The organism is Streptomyces sp. NBC_00663, assembly GCF_036226885.1.
Classification (GTDB): domain Bacteria; phylum Actinomycetota; class Actinomycetes; order Streptomycetales; family Streptomycetaceae; genus Streptomyces.
Genome location: NZ_CP109027.1, coordinates 7,667,068 through 7,683,068, shown reverse-complemented (window position 1 = coordinate 7,683,068; position 16,001 = coordinate 7,667,068). Strand labels below are relative to the sequence as shown.

The following is a 16,001-nucleotide window of genomic DNA, read 5'->3' as shown; positions in this document are numbered from 1 at the left end:
CCGTTCTTCGACGGCGCGTGACAGCCGTTCTTCGGCCGCGCGTGACAGCCGTTCTTCGGCGGTGCGTGACAGCCGTTCTTCGACGGCGCGTGACGGCCGTTCTTCGGCGGTGCGCGACGGCCGTTGTTTGACCGCGCGTGACAGCCGTTCTTCGACGGCGCGTGACGGCCGTGAGCGGTGCCCGGGTTTTCCACATCGGGCGGGTCGTCCACAGGAACGGCTCTCGCCCGGGCCGATGTCGGTGCCGGCTGGCACCATCGAGTCATGGTTCAGGTGTGTCTCAACGGGCCCCGAGGGGCGGCCGACGGCGCCGTGGTCCCGCTGTCGCCGAAGGCGCTGGCCGACTCCGCGGCCGCGGCGGTCGCGGCCGGGGCCACGGACATCCATGTCCACCCCAAGTCCCCTTGCGGTGCCGACACCTTGTCGCCCCGGGTCCTCGCACCGACCCTGACGGCGATCCGGGCCCGGGTGACGGTCCCGGTCGGCGTCACCACGGGCGCCTGGGCGGAACCGGACCCCCAGGCGCGCCTGGAGCGGATACGGAGCTGGACGGTCCTGCCCGACCACGCCTCGGTCAACTGGCACGAACCGGGCGCGGAGGAGCTGGCCGCCGCGCTGATCGAGCGGGGCGTGGGCGTGGAGGCCGGGATCTGGTCCGGTACGGACACGGCGGCGCGGTTCGTGAGATCACCGCTCGGGCCGAGGGTGCTGCGGGTGCTGGCCGAGGTGACGGACACCTCACCGGACACCGCCCAGGACACGGCACGCGCCCTGCTGGCCGACCTCGGCACGGCACCGCACGGCCGCCCGGTGCTGCTGCACGGCGAGGACGGCGGGGCGTGGCCGGTCCTGCGGCTGGCCGGACGCCTGCATCTGGCGACCCGGATCGGCCTGGAGGACACGCTGCTGCTCCCGGACGGCGAACCGGCGGCGTCCAACGCCGAGTTGGTGGCGGCCGGGCTGGTCCAGTACGGCTGGGCCGGGCGCTCTCCGTAGCCGACCGGCGACGGTAGCAGTCACAAATCCGCTCGCTCCACCCTTTTCGCGTACGGACAGTTGGAGGCGATGAAACACACCTGAGCACACGAACGAGGAGCCCCGATGTCGACGCTGCGCGTCACCGCCGAAGTGCTGACCGTCCATGAACACCCCAACGCCGACGCGCTCGAACTGGCCCAGGTGGGCCTGTACCGGGCCGTCGTCGCCAAGGGCGCCTATCGGACCGGCGACGCGGCCGTGTACATCCCCGAGCAGTCCGTGCTGCCCGCCGGTCTGATCGCCGAGCTGGGGCTGACCGGACGGCTGGCCGGCGGCAACGCGGACCGGGTCAAGGCGGTACGGCTGCGCGGTGAGCTCTCCCAGGGCATCGTGTGCCGACCCGCGGCACTGGCCGGCGTCGACCTGACGCGCGCCGCCGTGGACGGCACCGACTTCGCGGAGCGGCTCGGCATCACCAAGTGGGTGCCCCCGATCCCGCCCACGATGAGCGGCGAGGTGGAGTCCGCGCCCGACCTGCTGCCCTGGGTCGACATCGAGAACATCCAGCGCTACCCGGACGTCTTCACCCCGGGCGAGCCGGTGGTCCTGACCGAGAAGCTGCACGGCTCGGCGTGCCTGCTCACATACATCGCGGACGAGGAGCGGGTGTACGTCTCCTCGAAGGGCTTCGGCGCGAAGTCGCTGGCGCTGAAGGAGGATCCGCGGAACCTGTACTGGCGGGCGGTGCACGGCCATGGCGTCCCCGAAGCCGCGGCCCGCCTGGCCGGCCGGCTCGGCGCCACCCGGGTCGGCATCTTCGCCGAGGTCTACGGCGCGGGGGTGCAGGACCTCACCTACGGCGCGGACGGCCGCCGGGAGACCCTCGGTTACGCGGTCTTCGACGTGTCCGCGGAGATCGACGGCGAGGTGCGCTGGCTGGACGCGGCGGAACTCCTGGACGGGGAGCTGCCGTTGGTGCCCCGGCTCTTCGAGGGGCCGTACGACATCGAGAAGGTGCTGGAGGTCGCGAGCGGGAGGGAGACGGTGTCGGGACGCGAACTGCATCTCCGCGAGGGCGTGGTCATTCGCCCGGCCGCCGAGCGCTACAGCGAGGTGACAGGGGGAAGGGCGATAGCGAAGGCGGTGAGTCCCGCGTATCTGACGAGAAAGGGCGGCACAGAATTCGAGTGACGATGACCGCAACGCCCTGAGGGGCGCGGGGAACTGCGCGCCAAGCCACAACCCACCCGCACCCGGCAACGCACACAACCCCCCGCCCCTCAGCCGCACCGCTCCTGGGGAACGCACCGCTCCTCCTTGTCGCGCCGCTTCTCCACCAGCAACCGCGACCCCGCCCCCTGCCGCTCCCCGAACACGTCGTCCGGGTTGGACAGCACACACGACTCCAACGACAGACACCCGCACCCGATGCAGTCCGTGAGGTGATCCCGCAGCCGGTTCAACTGCTTGATGCGCTCGTCGAGTTCGGACCGCCACGCCTCCGACAGCCGCGCCCAGTCCTCCCGCGTGGGCGTCCGCTCCTCCGGCAGTTCGGCCAGCGCCTCGCGAATCGTCGCCAGCGGAATGCCGACGCGTTGCGCGGCCCGTACGAAGGCCACCCGGCGCAGGGCGTCACGGGCGTAGCGGCGCTGGTTGCCCGTGGTGCGGCGGCTGCTGATCAGACCCTTGGCCTCGTAGAAGTGCAGGGCGGAGACGGCGGCACCGCTGCGCGCGGCGAGCTGGCCGACCGTGAGCTCGTGGATCTTCTCGGGAATCTGGGGCACCCCTCGAACCCTACCCAGGCTTCCGTTGACACGGCCCCCGAGGCCGACCATGCTAAGCAGTCGCTTAGAGTGAGTCTGGGACGAGGAGGCGGAACATGGCAGAGCCGAGGATCTTCACGGGCGCCGACGACCTGAAGGCGGCGGTGGGCGAGCAGCTGGGGTACACGGACTGGCTGGAGGTCGACCAGAAGCGGATCGACCTGTTCGCCGACGCCACCGGTGACCACCAGTGGATCCACATCGACCCGGAGAAGGCCGCCGCGGGCCCGTTCGGGACGACCATCGCGCACGGGTACCTCACCCTCTCCCTGCTGCCGCTGTTCGGGCCGCAGCTGATCAAGGTCGAGGGCGTGAAGATGGGCGTCAACTACGGCACCAACAAGGTGCGTTTCCCCGCGCCCGTGCCGGTCGGCTCGCGACTGCGGGCCACCGCGGTGATCACCGGGGTCGACGACGTGCCGGGCGGCGTCCAGGTGACCGTCGCCTTCAGCGTCGAGCGCGAGGGCGGCGACAAGCCGGTGTGTGTCGCCGAGTCGGTGTCGCGCTACTACCTCTGAGCGCCACGGCCCCCGCGAGCTACTTGGCTCCCACCATCCGCAGCACGAGGTCGGCGTCGAGCGCGCCGACCTCGTCGGGCGTCCAGGGGCCGTCGACGTTGAACCAACGGGCGACGTCGATGCAGAGCGACATCACGGCGAGGGTCGTGCCCTTGACGTCCAGGACGTCGAACTCTCCGGAGGCGACCCCGTCCTCGATGATCGCCCGCACCTCGGCGTCGCACTGCCGGCGCAGGTCGAGGATCTCGGCGCGGGCGTCCGGGCCGAGGGAGTCCAGCTCGTACTGGACGACCCGGGCCGTCGTACGGCCGCCCGCGTGCCAGCGGACGAAGGAGCCGACCGCGTCGGCGAGCCGCTCGGTGGCGGTGCCCTCGCGGCGGGCCGCGGTCCGCAGGATCTCCAGGGCCTTCGCGTGGCCGATCCGGCTGATGCGGTGGAGGAGCTCCTCCTTGGTCTTGTAGTGGATGTAGAGCGCGGCGGGGCTCATCCCCGCGCGGCCCGCGATGTCCCGCGTCGTCGTGGCGTGGTAGCCGCGCTCGGCGAAGGCCTCCACCGCCGCGATCAGCAGGCGCCGTGCCGCGTCGGGCGTGACCTCGCCCCACGCCGACGTGTCGCCGCCGGCCGTGTCCTCCGCCGTACTCATCGCTTGCTCGCCCCTCTCCACGTACAGAGGCACCACCATACCGCCCCAGGTGAGCGAGCGCTTAGTCCTGAGGCCGCCGCAGTTCAGCAACACGGCTCAGAGCTTCTCGAACGGGTCGTGCTCGGCGAGGAGCTTCTCCAGGCGGGCCTGGTCGACCCGGCTGACGATCTGCCCGGCCTCCTGGCGGTCCCGGATGACCTTGGCGAGGGTGAAGGCGGAGGTGACGAGATACAGGACGGCGATGGCGAGGAAGCCCCGCACCCAGGCGTTGGCGTCCAGACGGAAGATGCCGATGGCGGTCGCCGCCATGGCGACGCCGAAGGAGGCGACGGCCTGGCCGTAGAAGGCCGCCGTGCTCTGCTGCTTGACCGGTGTGTCGCTCATGGGGACCAGCTTCGGCGGACGCGGCGCGCGCCACATCCGCCGAGATACTCAGGCCCGCCGTCCCGGGTACTCAGGACGGCGGGGCGCTCAGAAGGCCGAAACCCCGGTCAGCGCCCGGCCGATGACCAGCTTCTGGATCTGGCTGGTGCCTTCGTACAGGGTCATCACGCGGGCGTCGCGCAGCAGCTTGCCCGCCGGGTACTCGTCGATGTAGCCGTAGCCGCCGAAGACCTGGAGGGCGTTGTTGGCGGCCCGGACCGCGGCCTCCGAGGCGAAGAGCTTGGCCTTGGAGGACTCGGTGGCGAAAGGCAGGCCGCGGTCGATCAGGTCGGCGACCCGCCAGGTCAGCAGCCGGGCGGCGTCGACGTCCACGGCGATGTCGCTGATCAGTTCCTGGACGAGTTGGTGGCTCGCGATCGGCTTGCCGAACTGTTCCCGCTCACCGGCGTACCGCACGGCCGCGTCCAGGGCCGCCTGCGCGATGCCGACGCAGCCCGCCGCGACCGACATCCGCCCCTTGGCGAGCGCCGACATGGCGACCGTGAACCCCTTGCCCTCCTCGCCCAGCAGCGCGGAGGCGGGGACGCGGACGTCCTCCAGGACCAGTTCGGCGGTGGCCTGGCCGCGCAGGCCGAGCTTGCCGTGGATGGTGCGGCGGCTCAGGCCGGGGGTGTCGGTCGGGACGAGGAAGGCGGAGACGCCCTTGTGGCCGGGCGCGTCGGTGGAGCGGGCGAACAGCAGCACCACGTCGGCCCAGGTGCCGTTGGTGATGAACATCTTGGTGCCGTTGATGACGTAGTCGTCGCCGTCGCGCACCGCGCGGGTGACCAGGTTGCCGGCGTCGGAGCCGGTGCCGGGCTCGGTGAGGCCGAAGCAGCCGACCCGGTCGCCGGCGGTGAGCCCGGGCAGCCACCGCCGCTTCTGCTCCTCGCTCCCCCAGGCGGCGATCGTCTTGGCGACCAGGCCGAGGGAGACGGAGACGATCCCGCGCACGGAGGAGTCACCGCGGCCGAGCTCCTCGGTCACCAGGCAGTACGCGAGATGGTCGCCGCCGGAGCCGCCGTACTCCTCGTCGATCGTCAGCCCCAGGAAGCCGACCTCGCCGAGCTTCTTCACGATGCCCCGGTCGACCTCCTCGGCGCGGTCCCAGGCGATGACATGCGGGGCGATCTCGCGCTCCACGAAGTCGCGGGCGAGCCGCCGTACGGCCTCCTGCTCCTCGCTGAGTCCCAGGTTCACCACGAGATCACCCCACTTGAAAGGCGTACATTTAAATTAGCACTGCTAGTTTCTTTGGGCAGCCCTACTATGTGCGCCATGGCCCGACCGCGCAAGCCCCTCCTCAGCACCGACCGGATCGTCGAGACGGCTCGGGCCCTCGTGGACGCGGAGGGCCTCGCGGCCGTCTCCACCCGGCGGCTCGCCGCCGAGCTGGGGGTCAGCGGGCCCTCGCTCTACAACCACTTCCGCACGAAGGACGAGATCCTGGAGGCCGTGGCCGACTCGGTCAGCGCCCAGGTCGACCTGTCGATGTTCGAGGACGGCCGCGACTGGCGGACCGCGCTGCACGACTGGGCCGTCTCCTACCGGTCCGCGATGCGGGACCATCCGAACATCGTTCCGGTCCTCGCCCAGGGGCCCGGCCGACGGCCCGCCGGACTGCGGGTCGCGGACGCGGTGTACGGCGCGATGGTCGACGCCGGCTGGCCGCCCGCGCAGGCCACGTCCATCGGCGCGCTGATGCGGTACTTCATCATGGGCTCCGCGCTCGGCTCGTTCGCCGGGGGTTTCGTGGACGACCAGAGCGCGTACGACCCCGCCGACTATCCGCACCTCGGCCAGGCCCACCTCCTCGCCGAGCAGCAGGAGAAGATCGACGAGCGGGCCTTCGAGACGGGGCTCGCCGCGCTGCTGGACGGGTTGGCGGGGCAGTACGCGCAGGTCGGGCGGCCCGCGTAGCACGCTTCGGTGGGCGCCGAAGTGTTCGTGTCCCATGCTGGGAGGCATGACCTCCAGGGACCCCAGAAACCGCCGGGCGACCCAGCTGGCCCGGCTCGCCGGGCTCATCGCCGACGAGACACGGGCCGCGTGTCTGCTGGCGCTGCTCGACGGGCGGGCGTGGACGGCGAGTGAGCTCGCCCGGCATGCCGGTGTCGCCGCGTCGACGCTGAGCGAGCATCTGGGCAAGCTCGTCGCGGGCGGCCTGCTCGCGGAGGAGCGGCAGGGTCGGCACCGGTATGTGCGGATCGCTGACGCGCGGGTGGCGCAGTTGGTGGAGGAGCTGTCGGCGCAGGTGGGGGTGGATGAGGTCGTACGTCCACGGAGTCTGCGGGAGTCCAGTGCGGGGTCCGCGATGGCGCGGGGGCGTACCTGTTACGACCACCTCGCGGGGCGACTCGGGATCGCGGTCACGGACGCGATGACGGAGCGTCGACTCATCAGTCAGGACACGGGGTTTGCTCTGACGGGCTCGGGGCTGGAGTGGTTCGACAGCGCGGGTATCGCTCTTGACCGTACGAGCCGACGGCCGCTGGTGCGGGGTTGCCTGGACTGGACCGAGCGGCGGCCTCATCTTGCCGGGGTGGCGGGGGCGGCGTTGTGTCGGCATGCGTTGGAGGTGGGGTGGTGTGTGCGGATCGGTACGGAGCGGGCGGTGAAGGTGACGGCGTCGGGTGAGCGGGCCTTGGAGGAGCTGTTGGGTATCGAGGCGGCGGTGTTGAGGTGACGCCTGCGCCGGTCGGTGTTCGTCTGCGGGTCCGTTCGGGCTGGTCACGCAGTCCCCCGCGCCCCTTGGCGGCATCGACAGCACCGTGTCCGAAATCCGCGAGCCCCTCAGCCACCCCCTACCTAGCCTCGGGAGCATGATGAACCTCCGTCGCCCCGCCCTCCTCGCCACCGGTGCCGCCGTCGTCACTGTTCTGCTCTGGGCCTCCGCCTTTGTCTCCATCCGGAGTGCGGGGGACGCCTACTCCCCCGGTGCGCTCGCGCTCGGGCGGCTGCTCTCCGGGGTCGTGGCGCTGGGGGTCCTGTGTGTCGTACGACGTGTAGGGGCCCCACCCCGGTCCACCTGGCCCGGGATCGGCATATCCGGGCTGCTCTGGTTCGGGGTCTACATGGTCGTCCTGAACTGGGGTGAGCAGCAGGTGGACGCCGGGACCGCCGCCCTTGTCGTGAACGTCGGGCCGATCCTCATCGCGCTGCTCGGCTCGCGGTTGCTCGGGGACGCCATGCCGCCTCGGCTGGTGGCCGGGATGGCGGTGTCGTTCGCGGGGGCCGTCACCGTGGGGCTGTCGATGTCGGGCGGGGACGGGTCGTCGCTGCTCGGGGTGGTGTTGTGTCTGCTGGCGGCGGTCGCCTACGCCGGTGGGGTCGTCGCGCAGAAGCCCGCCCTCGGCGCGGCCGGCGCCTTGCAGGTGACCACCTACGGCTGTCTCGTGGGGGCCGTCGTGTGTCTGCCGTTCGCCGGGCAGCTCGTCCACCAGGCGGCCGACGCGCCCGTCTCCGCGACGCTCAACATGGTGTATCTGGGCGTCTTTCCGACCGCGCTCGCCTTCACCACCTGGGCGTACGCTCTCGCCCGGACGACCGCCGGCCGGATGGGCGCGACCACCTACGCGGTGCCCGCGCTGGTCGTGGTCATGTCCTGGGTGGTGCTCGGTGAGGTGCCGGGGCCGCTCACGCTGGCGGGCGGGGTGCTGTGTCTGGCGGGGGTGGCGGTGTCCCGGTCGCGGGCCGCGACGGTCGAAGCGGCGCGGCCCGCGAAGGTTCCCGACTCAGTGTGAACGTGCCCTGCCCGCAAGGACCTTGATGGAGATCAGGGCGATGGCGGAGAGGGCGATGATGTAGCCGGAGACCGCCAGCGAGGTGCCGGTCGCCTCCAGGAGCAGGACCATCAGGAAGGGCGCGAGTCCGCCGCCCGCCACCGCCGCGATCTGGTAGCCGAGGGAGGCGCCGGTGTAGCGCATCTCCGGTGTGAACAGCTCGGCGAACAGGGCGGCCTGGGGGCCGTACATGATGCTCAGGAAGCAGCTGGCGACGAAGGTGGCGACCGCCAGCCAGAGCAGTGAGCCGGTGTCGATGAGCAGGAACAGCGGGATCGCCCACGCGGCGATGCCGATCGCGCCGATGGTGTAGATCCGGATGCGGCCGTAGCGGTCGGAGAGTGCCGCCGCGGCCGGGATCAGGACGAGCTGGGTGAGGCTGACACAGAGCGAGACGGTGAGGACCGCGCTCTTCTTCATGTCGAGTTCACGGGTCGTGTAGTCGAGGACGCCGGTGATCAGGATGTAGAAGGTCGCGGTGTTCACGGCGAAGGAGCCGCCCGCGAGGAGGACCGTGCCGAGGTGGCCGCGCAGGATCGTGCGGAGCGGGGAGCTCTGCTCCGACTTCTCCCTCTCCGCCAACTGCCGTTCTGCCGCACGGAATTCGGGGGTCTCCTCGACCTTGGCGTGGATGTACCAGGCCAGCGCGAGGACGAACAGGCCGATGAGGAACGGAACTCGCCAGCCCCAGGCCGCGAACCCGGCGTCCGTGGTGAACGCACCGGCCAGCAGGAAGACGGTGTTGGCGGTCACCACGCCGATGGGGACGCCGAGTTGGACGACGCTGCCGTAGATGCCGCGCTTGCCCTCGGGGGCGTACTCGGTGGCCAGCAGCATCGCGCCGCCCCACTGCGCGCCGACCGCGATGCCCTGGACGACACGGAGGGCGACCAGCAGGACCGGGGCGGCGACGCCGATCGTGTCGTACGTCGGGAGCAGGCCGATGCCTGTCGTGGCCAGGCCCATGAGCGTGAGCGCCAGGACCAGCATCGGCTTGCGGCCACGCTTGTCGCCGAGGTGACCGGCGACGATGCCGCCGATCGGGCGGGCCAGGAAGCCCACGGCGAAGGTCGCGAAGGAGGCGAGGACGCCGGCGGTGGAGCTGCCCGCCGGGAAGTACAGATCGCCGAGGACGAGGGCGGCGGCTATGCCGAAGACGAAGTAGTCGTACCACTCGACGGCGGAGGCGAGGGCGGCCGCCGTGGCTACGCGGCGGCGGTTGACCGTGGGGAGGGCGGTCGTGGGGAGGGAGGGAGCGGAGGGGGCCATGTCCATGCGTGCACACTCCGATGGGTGCGGTGGGGACGTTGGCGGCGAACATACTAACCGGACGGTATGGAGGCAATGGCCGTGCGGGAAGGTTGCCCGGAGCACTCAAGGGGCCGGTGGACACGTCTGTGACCCCGGCCTGGGGGTCAGGCCGGGGTCACAGGCGAGGCGCCCGCCTCGGGCCAGGCCGGGGTCACAGGCGTGGCGCGCTAGAAGACGACCAGCGCCCGGCCACCCTTGCCCGCGATCATGTTCTCGAACGCGGCCGGGATACCGTCGAGGGCGATCCGTTCCGTCACCAGGGCGCCGAGGTCCAGGCGGCCCGCGCGGACGTGCTCGGCGAGCACCGGCAGGTCCCGGGCCGGGTCGGAGTTGCCGTAGACGCAGCCCGCCAGGGTCCGGCCCCAGTGGAAGATCTCCAGGGCGTTGAAGGTGACCTGCTGGTCCTTGCCGCCGATGCCGACGACCGTCGTACGGCCGCCGCGGCGGGTGGAGTCCCAGGCGGTGCGGATGGTCGAGGCGCGGCCCACGCACTCCACGGCCACGTCCACGCCCTGCTTGCCGGTGAGGCCCCTGATCTCGCGGGCGGTGTTCTCGGAGGCGATCACATAGTCCGTGGCCCCGGCCGCGCGCGCCAACTCCTCCTTCTCCGGGGAGACATCGACCGCGACGATCTTCGACGCCCCCGCGATCCGGGCCGCCTGGAGGGTGGCCAGGCCCACTCCCCCGACGCCGTACACCGCGACCGTCTCGCCCTCACGGACCCGTGCCGCGTGATGGACGGCGCCGTAGCCGGTGAGGACGGCACAGCCGAGGAGGGCCGCGTCGGTGAGCGGGATGCCGTCGGGGAGCGGCAGGACGCAGGAGGCCGACACGACCGTCTCCTCGGCGAACGCGGCGACGTTCAGGCCGGGGTGGAGGTCGGCGCCGTCCGCGGTGCGGGCGTAGACGTCGGCGGCGCCGTTGAGGGCGTTGACGCACAGCCAGACCTCGCCGAGCGAGCAGGGGTGGCAACTTCCGCAGGAGGGAGCCCAGTTGAGGACGACATCATCGCCCGGAGCCACCCCCGAGACGCCCTCGCCCACGGCGACCACCGTGCCCGCGCCCTCATGGCCGAGGACCGCCGGGACCGGGACCCGCATGGTGCCGTTGGACAGGGACAGGTCGGAGTGGCAGACGCCGGCGGCGGCGAGCCGGACGCGGACCTGGCCGGGGCCGGGGTCCGGGAGCTCGATGTCGGTGATCTCCAGCGGGGCGCCCACGGCGGGAAGGACTGCTGCGCGAACCATGGATGCGCTCCTCAGAACTGAAGGGACTTGGTCTGGAGGTACTCGGCGAGGCCGTGCGAGCCGAGCTCCCGGCCGACGCCGGACTGCTTGTAACCACCGAAGGGGGCAAGGGGGTTGAAGCGGCCGCCGTTGATGTCGACCTGCCCGGTGTCCAGCCGGCGGGCGAAGGCCACCGCCTCCGTCTCGTCGCCGGCCCAGACGGCGCCCGCGAGGCCGTAGACCGTGCCGTTGGCGATGCGCAGGGCGTCGTCCTCGTCGTCGTAGCGGAGGATCGACAGGACCGGGCCGAAGATCTCCTCCTGGGCGATCGTCATCTCGGGGGTGACGTCGGCGAAGACGGTCGGAGCGATGAAGTAGCCCTGTTCGTGCGGGGATTCGGGTCCCCCGGCGACGACCCGCGCACCCTCGGCGAGGCCCTTGTCGATGTAACCCCGCACCCGTGCCTGCTGCTTGGCGTTGACGACGGGGCCGATGCGGTCGCCGTACTTGGCGGCGGCGGTCGCGGCGAGCGCCACGGCCTCGTCGTACTGGTCCCGGTGCACCAGCATCCGGGTCCAGGCGCTGCACGTCTGGCCGGAGTTGGACATCACGTTGGCGACGCCGACGTTGACGGCCTTGGCCAGGTCGGCGCTGGGGAGGATGACGTTGGCGGACTTGCCGCCGAGTTCGAGGGCGACCTTCTTGATCGCGGCACCGGCGGTGACGGCGATCTGGCGGCCGACCGCCGTGGAGCCGGTGAAGGAGACCAGGTCGACGCCCGGGTGCTCGGCGAGGGCCTGGCCCGCGACCGGGCCGAGGCCGGTGACGAGGTTGAAGACACCGGCCGGCACGCCGGCCTCGTGGACCGCCTCGGCGAAGAGCTGGGCGACGAGCGGGGTGTCCTCGGCGGGCTTGAGGACCACCGTGCAGCCGGCCGCGAGGGCCGGGGCGACCTTGGCGACGATCTGGTGCAGGGGGTAGTTCCAGGGCGTGATCGCGCCGACCACACCGACCGGCTCGTGGAAGACGGTCGAGTTGCCGACCTTCTCCTCGAAGGCGTGGGTCGCGGCGAGTTCGGCGTACGAGCCGGCGACCGCGATCGGAACGGCGGCGTGCACGTTCTCGGAGAACTTCAGGGGCGAGCCCAGCTCCGCGGTGACCGTCTCGGCGATCTCGTCCTTGCGGGCCACGAGGACGTCCCGGAGAGCGGCCAGCCGGGCGGCCCGCTCGACGGGCGGGGTCGCCGCCCAGGCCGGGAGGGCGGCACGGGCGGCCCGTACGGCGGTGTCGACGTCCTCGGCGGTACCGGCCGGGACCCGGCCGATGACCTGCTCGTCGACCGGGTTCACGACCTCGATCGCGTCCCGGCCCGCGGCGGGCCGCCATGTGCCGTCGATGTACATGCCGTCATGTGCCTTCATCGTGCGTCCTCCCGGCGGGGCGTGACCATGTCGTCGTCCGGCTCATAAACTAGCGATGTTAGTTTTCGAATGCCAGACGCGCAGAGCCTGTGTCAGGCCCCCATGCCATCAGAAGCTGACCCTGGCCCGGTCGTCGACCCTGCCCACCGCCTCCTGGCCGAAGGCCTTCTCGTACGCCCGCCGGATCTCCTCGATCTTCCGGTCGCTCGCGCCCGCCTGCGCCACCGGGTACAGCAGGATCAGCTCGTACGACCGCTCCTTCTCGATCGTCCCGCTCGCGTCCCGCCACTGTCCGCGGCCGTTCTGCACGGTCAGCCCGTCCGGGAAGTCCGGGGTGACCTCCTGGTCGACGAAGCGCGTGAACTGCTTGTCGGTGACGGCGGGGCCGCCGTCGGGGCGCTCGGTACCGAAGAAGAGGGAGGTCTCGATGTAGGGCTCGCCGCGCTGCGAGGTGCCGTCGTCGAGCGTGGCGTACGCCGCGGGGGCGCCGACGGCCAGGAGGAGGCCGACGGCGGTGAGGGTGGCGCGGGTTCGGGTGAGGTGCACGTTCATGGGCGTATGCCTAGCGGTACGACCGCGTCCGCACCCGGACACCGCGCCGGGATTCACTCCTCCAGGTCGGGCAGGCGGGCCGGGGTAGGGCTGATGCGTTCGCCGTGCTGGTCGAAGACGAACAGATGGGCGAGGTCGACGAGGAGGGGGACGTGCATGCCGTGGCGGAGCTGAAGGTCAGGAGTGGTGCGGACGATCAGGTCGCCGGGGAGGCGGCCCTCCGCGGGCACCGGCGCCGGGATCGGCTCGGCCGGCTGGTCCAGCACCACCACCGGGCCGGCGCGCAGGGCGTCGGCGCGCTGCCGGAGTCGGTCCAGAACGCCAGGACCTCCCTCGCGGCGGCGGCGCCTGGCCGGGCGGGCCGCGGGGCGCGGGGCCTCCAGATCGGGTACGACGGCCGGGCGGGAGCCGGTATTGAAGTGGACGAGGTTCTCGTGGCCCTGGAACTCCACATGCTCGACCAGGCCGGTGAGCGGCATCTCGCCCGGGCGGGCGGCGGACGGCTTGGCGATACGCACCGCCTCCGAGCGGAGGCCGACGATGACCTCGCGGCCCTGCTGGACGCGGAGCAACTGGTGGTCCAGGGACAGGGGTTCGGGCAGCCGGAGGTACTGCTTGCCGAGGCTGATGGTCATCGCGCCGTCGAGCGGGGCGCGGACCAGGCCCTGGAGGAGGTTGATCCGCGGGGTGCCGATGAAGGCGGCGACGAAGACGTTGCGGGGCAGGGCGTAGACCTCGCGCGGGCTGCCGACCTGCTGGAGGACGCCGCCGCGCAGCACGGCGACGCGGTCACCGAGTGACATGGCCTCGGCCTGGTCGTGGGTGACATAGACCGTGGTGACGCCCAACTCACGGGTGAGCGCGGATATTTCGGCGCGCAGGTGATTGCGGAGCTTGGCGTCGAGGTTGGACAGCGGCTCGTCCATCAGGAACGCGGAGGGGTGGCGGGCGATGGCCCGGCCCATGGCGACGCGCTGGCGTTCACCGCCGGAGAGCTGGGCGGGGAAGCGGTCGAGGAGTTCCTCGATGCCGAGCATCCGGGCGGTGGCGTCCACGCGCGGACGCGGGTCCGCGCCGGGGGTCTCGATGCGCAGCGGGAAGCCGATGTTGTCGCGGCTGGTCATGCTCGGGTACAGGGCGAAGTTCTGGAAGACCATCGCGATGTCCCGGCCCGACGGCGGGAGATCGTTGGCGTACTCCCCGTCGAGCCTCAGCTCGCCCTCGTCGATGTCCTCCAGGCCGGCGATCATCCTGAGGACGGTGGACTTGCCGCACCCGGAGGGACCGAGCAGCACGAGGAACTCACCGGGCGCGATGTCCAGCGTCAGCCGGTCCACCACCCGGGTGCCTCGCGTATAGCTCTTGCTCACGTCGTGCAGAGAGATGGCGCGTGTCATGGCAGGTGCCCCCGGGGGCTGACTGAGCGCTGTTGCTCCGTGGCCGAATACCCCGGGCGAGTCGCACGGGGCCTATGGGTCACGGAAGTTAACGGAATGTGCGCGGCAGGGGGAAGAGAATGGGCAGGATCGGACGCCACGGTCCAGCAAGTGAGAAACCGGACGGCCATATTCAGCCCCGGGCGGCTGGACCGGAAAGGGTGGCCTCAGTGCCGGGGGGCCGCCGGTGCCGCCCGGGTTGCTGTCAGATGGGCGAAGACGACCAGGTTGCCCGAGTAGCCGGTTCTGCGGTCGTAGTTGCCGCCGCAGGTGATGAGGCGTAGTTCGGGGCGGCCTCGGGAGCCGTAGACCTGCCGGTCGGGGAAGTGCGCCTTCTCGTACTCCCGTACGGCGTCGACGGTGTAGACGGCGGTCCGTCCGTCCGCTCGCCGTACCTCGATCAGACGGCCGGGTTTCAGCTCGGACAGGCCCGCGAAGACCGCGCCGCCGGTGTCGGTGTCCAGGTGGCCCACGGCCACGGCGGTCCCCTGTGCGCCGGGGGCCGGGCCGTCCTTGTACCAGCCCACGAGGTTCGGATCGTCGCCCGGCGGCGCCTCCAGACGCCGGTGCCGGTCCAGGCGCAGGTCAGTGACCGGGGCGTCGACGTCCAGATAGGGGATGGCGATACGGGTGGCCCGCGAGGGCGGCAGGGGGCGAAGCGTGGGGGCCGGCGGGCGGGCGGGCCGTGCGGCACTGTTGCCACCGGGTCGTGCGGCGCTGTTGGCGCCGGGTCGTGCGGCGCCGGCGGCATCGGGTCGTGCGGCACCGGCGGCATCGGGTCGTGCGGCACCGGGTCGTGGGGCTCTGTTGGCGTCGGTCGGCTGGGGGCGGCGGGCCTTGTCCCCGCCCGGCGCGGTGGCCGGGCGCCGTGCGTCGGCCGCCGCGCCGCCGCTTGCCGGGGTGGGCTGCGGGATGTGCAGGCCGGTACCCCTCGCGGGCCGCTCCTGCTGTTCCGCTCGCGTCTCCGCCTGCCCCGCCGGTCCCGCCCGCCCCTCCGCACGGTCGGCCGGGGCCCCGGCGGTGCCCGGCGCGGCGGCGTCGACCGCCGTGCCGGGCACCGCTGCTCCGCCGGGATCCGCGTCGTGCGTCCAGAGCACACCGGCCACCACAAGACCGACGGCCGCCACGACCGTCCTCGTCAGCCGGTAGCCGCGCGTCCGACGCCGGGGCCCGCGCCTCTGGCTAGGACGCGCCATGCGGGCGACGGCGAAGTCGCAGCCACACCGCGCCGCCGGCCGCGGCCAACCCCACCGCGGCGGCACCGGCGACCGGCCCCATCGCCGCGTCCCGGGCGAGACCGCCACCACCGGCCGGCGGGCCGCCGTTGGGGCCGCCCGGGCCACCACCGGGACCACCCGGACCGCCGCCCGGCATGGTCGACGTCGACGTCGGCGTCGGCTTCGGGCTCGCGCAGTCGACGGTGAACACCTTCTGCTTGCCCGTGCCCTGCCAGCTGTCGCCCTTCCAGACGAGCTTGTACAGCCCGTTGGGCAGTGACAACGGCACTGTGTGCGCGGCGCCCTGGCTGTCGGCGGTGATGTCGTCCGAGAGATGGCCGGTGCCCGCGTTCGGCCCCTGGGACTGCGGGTCGATGGTCCAGGTGATGTGCTCACCCGCGTCGAAGTTGAAGGCCGCCAGGTAGAAGTCGCAGACCTTCGGCTCGTCCTTGGGGTTGTCGAATGCCGTGCCGACCTCGTGGGTCTTGACGTCTCCGTTGTCGCCCGGTGCGGCGGTGGCGGGTCCGGCGATCAGTACGGTGCCGGCGACGGTGAGCGCCGCGAGGGCTGCGGTACGGCCGCGGGAGCGGCGGGGACGGACGGCGATGTGCATGTGCGTTTCCTCCGAGTCTGGCGATTTTCATACGAATCGCATCGCGCCTGACTCTCTG

Annotated in this window: 17 protein-coding genes; 6 read left to right on the top strand and 11 right to left on the bottom strand. The window is 71.9% G+C overall.

Annotation, left to right across the window (positions count from 1 at the left end; translation table 11 throughout):
* Positions 1-264: 264 nt before the first annotated feature.
* The gene (locus tag OG866_RS34830; RefSeq protein ID WP_329340978.1) at positions 265-996 is read left to right on the top strand and encodes a 3-keto-5-aminohexanoate cleavage protein; all 732 of its coding nucleotides are present in this window, start codon (positions 265-267) and stop codon (positions 994-996) included.
* A 105-nt stretch (positions 997-1,101) separates the two neighbouring features.
* A complete protein-coding gene (locus tag OG866_RS34825; RefSeq protein ID WP_329340977.1) occupies positions 1,102-2,169 on the top strand; it encodes an RNA ligase (ATP) in 1,068 nt (355 codons plus the stop codon).
* 89 nt (positions 2,170-2,258) lie between these two features.
* On the opposite strand, the gene soxR is transcribed toward OG866_RS34825, so the two are convergent.
* Positions 2,259-2,762: a redox-sensitive transcriptional activator SoxR gene (soxR, locus tag OG866_RS34820; RefSeq protein WP_329340975.1), complete on the bottom strand. Its 504-nt coding sequence runs from the start codon at positions 2,760-2,762 to the stop codon at positions 2,259-2,261.
* Positions 2,763-2,857: 95 nt separating this feature from the next.
* On the opposite strand from soxR, the gene OG866_RS34815 reads away from it, so the two are divergent.
* Positions 2,858-3,319, top strand: a complete 462-nt coding sequence (locus OG866_RS34815) for a MaoC family dehydratase (protein WP_329340973.1) — start codon at positions 2,858-2,860, stop codon at positions 3,317-3,319.
* A gap of 19 nt (positions 3,320-3,338) precedes the next feature.
* Here the strand turns inward: OG866_RS34815 and OG866_RS34810 are convergent, their stop codons facing one another.
* The 3 genes from OG866_RS34810 to OG866_RS34800 form a co-directional block, all read right to left on the bottom strand.
* Positions 3,339-3,962: a TetR/AcrR family transcriptional regulator gene (locus OG866_RS34810; protein ID WP_329340971.1), complete on the bottom strand. Its 624-nt coding sequence runs from the start codon at positions 3,960-3,962 to the stop codon at positions 3,339-3,341.
* 96 nt (positions 3,963-4,058) lie between these two features.
* Positions 4,059-4,346 carry a YiaA/YiaB family inner membrane protein gene (locus tag OG866_RS34805; protein WP_329340969.1) on the bottom strand — a complete coding sequence of 96 codons (288 nt, stop codon included), beginning with the start codon at positions 4,344-4,346 and terminating at the stop codon, positions 4,059-4,061.
* Positions 4,347-4,433: 87 nt separating this feature from the next.
* Entirely contained in the window at positions 4,434-5,585 is a 1,152-nt protein-coding gene (locus OG866_RS34800) for an acyl-CoA dehydrogenase family protein (protein WP_329344432.1), read from the bottom strand.
* A gap of 78 nt (positions 5,586-5,663) precedes the next feature.
* Here OG866_RS34800 and OG866_RS34795 point away from each other — a divergent pair, with 78 nt between their 5' ends.
* The 3 genes from OG866_RS34795 (at position 5,664) to OG866_RS34785 (ending at position 8,128) form a co-directional block, all read left to right on the top strand.
* Positions 5,664-6,305, top strand: a complete 642-nt coding sequence (locus OG866_RS34795) for a TetR/AcrR family transcriptional regulator (protein WP_329340968.1) — start codon at positions 5,664-5,666, stop codon at positions 6,303-6,305.
* 34 nt (positions 6,306-6,339) lie between these two features.
* The gene (locus OG866_RS34790; RefSeq protein ID WP_329340966.1) at positions 6,340-7,071 is read left to right on the top strand and encodes an ArsR/SmtB family transcription factor; all 732 of its coding nucleotides are present in this window, start codon (positions 6,340-6,342) and stop codon (positions 7,069-7,071) included.
* Positions 7,072-7,210: 139 nt separating this feature from the next.
* Entirely contained in the window at positions 7,211-8,128 is a 918-nt protein-coding gene (locus OG866_RS34785) for a DMT family transporter (RefSeq protein ID WP_329344431.1), read from the top strand.
* Here the strand turns inward: OG866_RS34785 and OG866_RS34780 are convergent.
* From OG866_RS34780 to OG866_RS34750, 7 genes are all read right to left on the bottom strand, one after another.
* Entirely contained in the window at positions 8,120-9,442 is a 1,323-nt protein-coding gene (locus tag OG866_RS34780; RefSeq protein ID WP_329340964.1) for an MFS transporter, read from the bottom strand. The two genes, OG866_RS34785 and OG866_RS34780, sit on opposite strands and share 9 nt — an antisense overlap.
* A gap of 203 nt (positions 9,443-9,645) precedes the next feature.
* Entirely contained in the window at positions 9,646-10,725 is a 1,080-nt protein-coding gene (locus OG866_RS34775; protein ID WP_329340962.1) for a Zn-dependent alcohol dehydrogenase, read from the bottom strand.
* A gap of 11 nt (positions 10,726-10,736) precedes the next feature.
* Positions 10,737-12,125 carry an aldehyde dehydrogenase family protein gene (locus tag OG866_RS34770; protein ID WP_329340960.1) on the bottom strand — a complete coding sequence of 463 codons (1,389 nt, stop codon included), beginning with the start codon at positions 12,123-12,125 and terminating at the stop codon, positions 10,737-10,739.
* Positions 12,126-12,233: 108 nt separating this feature from the next.
* Entirely contained in the window at positions 12,234-12,677 is a 444-nt protein-coding gene (locus OG866_RS34765; protein WP_329340959.1) for a DUF3574 domain-containing protein, read from the bottom strand.
* A 53-nt stretch (positions 12,678-12,730) separates the two neighbouring features.
* Positions 12,731-14,074, bottom strand: a complete 1,344-nt coding sequence (locus tag OG866_RS34760) for an ABC transporter ATP-binding protein (RefSeq protein ID WP_329340958.1) — start codon at positions 14,072-14,074, stop codon at positions 12,731-12,733.
* A 206-nt stretch (positions 14,075-14,280) separates the two neighbouring features.
* The gene (locus OG866_RS34755) at positions 14,281-15,240 is read right to left on the bottom strand and encodes a class F sortase (RefSeq protein ID WP_443063598.1); all 960 of its coding nucleotides are present in this window, start codon (positions 15,238-15,240) and stop codon (positions 14,281-14,283) included.
* 55 nt (positions 15,241-15,295) lie between these two features.
* Complete coding sequence (locus OG866_RS34750) at positions 15,296-15,943, bottom strand: hypothetical protein (protein ID WP_329340957.1); 648 nt, start codon at positions 15,941-15,943, stop codon at positions 15,296-15,298.
* Between the last annotated feature and the right edge of the window lie 58 nt (positions 15,944-16,001).